We start from the raw sequence: 3964 nt of genomic DNA, 5'->3' as shown, positions 1-3964 counted from the left end.
TCGCTCCACCATGGGCTCCCTTTTTCGCTTGCCCTTCAGTATAGAGGAGGATTTGCTTTCTCTTTGTGAAAGGCTGAAAAGCGCCAAGGTTCAGGTTTTTGCACTGGATTTGAGCGGGAAAAAAGCGCATTTTCAGGCTTCCTTCCAAGGACCCTCCGCCTTTTTATTCGGTAATGAAGGCAATGGTCTTACAAAGGAACTGAGCCAATGTGCTACGGAAAAACTCCTTATTCCCATGGAAGGGAAGATAGAGTCCTTAAATGTTGCTACTTCAGCCAGCATAGTACTCTATGAGGCTGTTCGACAAAGAAGATATATAAAGGAGGAAGGATGACTTTAGCAGGACGTGATTTTATGAAATTACTGGATTTTTCTAAAGAGGAAATTCAGGAGATTCTGAATGTTGCCAAGAGACTAAAGAAAGAGAAGAAAGAGGCGGTAAGGCGCTATCCTCACGGAGAAGCCTGTGCCGGCAAGAACATTGTCCTGATTTTTGAAAAGGCATCCACCAGAACCAGATGTGCCTTTGAGGTGGCGGCAGCGGACCTTGGTGTGCATAGCACTATTCTGGATGTGTCCAACAGCCAGATGGGGAAGAAGGAAAGTATTGAAGATACGGCAAGAGTACTTTCCACCATGTATGACGGAATTATGTATAGAGGCTATTCCCAGGAGGGCATGGAGGAGTTTGCCAGATATTCCTCCGTACCGGTATGGAATGCTTTAAGCGACCGTTTTCATCCCACACAGCTTTTGGCGGATTTGTTAACGATTGAAGAGCGTTTCGGTAAGCTTAAGGGACTTAAGCTTTGCTATATGGGAGATGCCCGCTTTAATATGGGAAATTCCTATATGGTGGCCTGTGCCAAGATGGGCATGCATTTTGTGGCCTGCACCAAGGAAGGCTATTTTCCGGACGAGGACTTGATTTCCGAGTGTCAGCAGATTGCGGAGGAAAATGGAGGCAGCCTTCGTTTTACGGAATCTGTGGCAGAAGGGTGTAAGGATGCGGACATCATTTGCACCGATGTTTGGTTATCCATGGGAGAGCCGGAGAGCCTCTTTGCCCAGAGAATTGCGGATTTACAGCCTTATCAGGTCAATGACACCGCATTTTCTTATGCCAAGGAATCCGCTATTTTCCTTCATTGCCTTCCTGCCTTCCACAATGCCAGAACGGAAATCGGCGCTAAAATTTATAAGCAGTTCGGTATTTCCGAAATGGAGGTCAGCGACAGCGTTTTTGAATCCGAGCGCTCTCTGGTATTTGCAGAGGCGGAAAACAGAATGCACACGATTAAGGCGCTTCTCTACCTCAGCTTGGGAGGAGCATAATGGAAAGACGGCTAAGAGGGAGAAATCCAAACAGGAAATATGATTTTTTCTATATTGGCATAGGTCTTGTGATTAGTATTATGGCGATTTTCGCTTTAACAAAGCCGGAAGAGAATCAGGTTCTTTTTCCTTTTATTTTCTTTTTTGCGGCCATCCTTCGTGTGGTCTATGTGCTGCAGGGAAGAGAAGAGGGAAAGAAGAGGCTTCTGTCTCTTTTTGTCGGTATTTTACTGTTGTTACTCAGCATCATCACAGGTATGAGCCTGTGGAGATAAGCCCTAAAAAGAAAGGATGTTCATTTGGAAAGAGAAGAATTAGAGAAAATACTTGCTTCTTTGCTGCAAAAGGCAAAAAGCAATAAAAACAGCATCGATTTAGGGGAAGTGCAGGAGGCAGTAAAGGAGTTTTCCCTAAACGAAGAGCAGATGGAGCAGGTTTTGCTTTTGCTGGAGAATAAGGGAATCGAGATTAATCCCATCCTGGATGAGGACGCACTTAAAACCATAGAACAGGATGGGGATAAGGCGGAGCCGGATGCTCTCCTTCCCTTAGAAGACGACGATGACTTTGTAAAGGAAGAAGAGGGAGAGGAGATTGACCTGGATGCGGTGGATCTTCTGGAAGGAATCGGAACGGAAGATCCGGTTAGAATGTATCTTAAGGAAATCGGTACCGTACCCCTTCTTACCGCCGAGGAAGAATATGCTCTTGCCATGAAGAAGCAGGAGGGAGATGAATATGCTAAACAAAGGTTGATTGAAGCCAACCTTCGTTTGGTTGTTTCTATTGCCAAAAGATATACCGGTCGAGGAATGAGCTTCCTGGATTTGGTTCAGGAAGGAAATCTCGGTTTGATTAAAGGAGTGGAAAAGTTTGACCCGGAGAAGGGCTTTAAGCTTTCTACCTATGCTACCTGGTGGATTCGTCAGTCCGTAACCAGAGCCTTGGCAGACCAGGCCAGAACCATTCGTGTTCCGGTGCATATGGTGGAAACCATCAATAAGATGTCCAAGATGCAGAGAAAGCTGACCTTAGAGCTTGGTTATGAGCCTTCCGTAAAGGAACTGGCTGAGCATTTGGATATGACAGAGGAGAAGGTACAGGAAATCATGCAGATTGCCAGAGAGCCGGCTTCTTTGGAAACCCCCATCGGTGAAGAGGATGATTCCAATTTGGGAGATTTCGTAGCGGATACCAATGTTCTTTCTCCGGAGGGAAATGTGGAATCCGTAATGCTTAGAGAGCATATCGATACGCTTCTTGGGGATTTAAAGGAAAGAGAAAGACAGGTTATCGTGCTTCGTTTCGGATTAGAGGATGGACATCCAAGAACACTGGAAGAAGTAGGAAAAGAATTTAATGTTACCAGAGAGAGAATTCGACAGATCGAGGCAAAGGCTTTAAGAAAGCTGAGAAATCCTGTCCGTTCCAAGAGAATTCGAGACTTTTTACAGTAAGGAAGCTATGAAGAAAAATTATGAACAGCTGATGGAAAGCCATCTTCCGAAAAGCGGAGAAAAAAAGAGATTGCTGCTCCATGTCTGCTGTGCTCCCTGCTCCACGGCAGTACTGGAGAGTCTGGAGCAATATTTTTCCATCACCATCTTCTTTTATAATCCGAATTTGGATTCGAAATCCGAGTTTGAACACAGGGCGGAGGAATGTAAGAGGCTGGTGAAGGAAATGGGCTTTTCTATGGATGTGATTGTTTCCAACTATATCCATGAGGAGTTTCTGGAGATAGCCAAGGGTTTGGAAAAGGAGCCTGAAAGAGGGGCCAGGTGCGATGCCTGTTTCAATCTTCGACTGGAAGAAACTGCCCAATACGGGGCCGGCTGGAATAAAGAACATCCGGATCAGGCTTTTGATTACTTTTGTACCAGCTTAAGCATCTCTCCTTTAAAGGATGCTACTGTTTTAAATGAAATCGGAGAAGCACTGGGAGAGAAGTACGGTATTGCTTACCTGCCTTCAGATTTTAAGAAAAAGAGTCGATACCTTCGTTCCATAGAATTATCCAAGGAACATAACCTGTATCGACAGGACTATTGCGGATGTGAATTTTCCAAGGCGGAAAGCATCAGAAGAAACAAGGAAAGAGAAAAAGCGGAAAGCTGTTCAAAATAGGAGGGGGATATGCTTAGTCAAGAGGTAAAAATTATCAATGAATCAGGATTACATTTACGTCCGGCCGGGGTACTTACCCAAACCTGTATCCGATATAAAAGTGAAATTATTTTGCATTACGGAGAGCGTAAGATCGTAGGAAAGTCCGTGCTGAACGTGATGGCTGCCGGGGTAAAGCGAGGCAGTACCGTAGTGGTGGAATGTAACGGCCCGGACGAAGAAGAAGCCCTAAAGGCGGTGGTGGAAGCCATTTCCAACGGCCTTGGAGAAGGCCCGGAGGGCTCAGAGCCACTATTCACATAAGACAAAAGGGGATGTAAAAAACAAAATAATTTTCTAAGCAATATAGGTCTGAAATCAGGCTATACTCTCTCTAACTTAATCCTATGTATTGAAGGATTATATTTATTATAAAGATGCGCTCTAATGCAGTATGGGTCTATAATCGGGGCACGCTCCCGCTAACCTCGCCTTCGTAGCAGTACTAACTTCAAGCTTCGCT

Annotated in this window: 6 protein-coding genes; all 6 read left to right on the top strand. The window is 45.0% G+C overall.

What is annotated here, in order from left to right; genetic code table 11:
- A partial coding sequence (locus tag RYL27_RS11185; protein ID WP_314967196.1) for a TrmH family RNA methyltransferase occupies positions 1-334 on the top strand: 334 nt, incomplete at its 5' end.
- Positions 331-1335 (top strand): ornithine carbamoyltransferase, encoded by a 1005-nt coding sequence (gene argF, locus RYL27_RS11180; protein ID WP_314345722.1) that lies wholly within the window; start codon positions 331-333, stop codon positions 1333-1335. The genes RYL27_RS11185 and argF, both read left to right, overlap by 4 nt.
- Complete coding sequence (locus RYL27_RS11175) at positions 1335-1610, top strand: hypothetical protein (protein ID WP_007156219.1); 276 nt, start codon at positions 1335-1337, stop codon at positions 1608-1610. Before argF ends, RYL27_RS11175 begins: the two co-directional genes overlap by 1 nt.
- A gap of 24 nt (positions 1611-1634) precedes the next feature.
- Positions 1635-2792 (top strand): RNA polymerase sigma factor RpoD, encoded by a 1158-nt coding sequence (gene rpoD, locus RYL27_RS11170; protein WP_308580116.1) that lies wholly within the window; start codon positions 1635-1637, stop codon positions 2790-2792.
- A gap of 7 nt (positions 2793-2799) precedes the next feature.
- Entirely contained in the window at positions 2800-3462 is a 663-nt protein-coding gene (locus RYL27_RS11165; protein ID WP_007156217.1) for an epoxyqueuosine reductase QueH, read from the top strand.
- A 9-nt stretch (positions 3463-3471) separates the two neighbouring features.
- The gene (locus RYL27_RS11160) at positions 3472-3765 is read left to right on the top strand and encodes an HPr family phosphocarrier protein (protein ID WP_007156216.1); all 294 of its coding nucleotides are present in this window, start codon (positions 3472-3474) and stop codon (positions 3763-3765) included.
- The last annotated feature ends 199 nt before the right edge of the window (positions 3766-3964 follow it).

It is taken from the genome of Oribacterium sinus (genome assembly GCF_963537195.1).
GTDB classification, from domain to species: Bacteria; Bacillota; Clostridia; order Lachnospirales; family Lachnospiraceae; genus Oribacterium; species Oribacterium sinus_A.
This window is presented reverse-complemented; position numbering and strand designations above follow the sequence as displayed.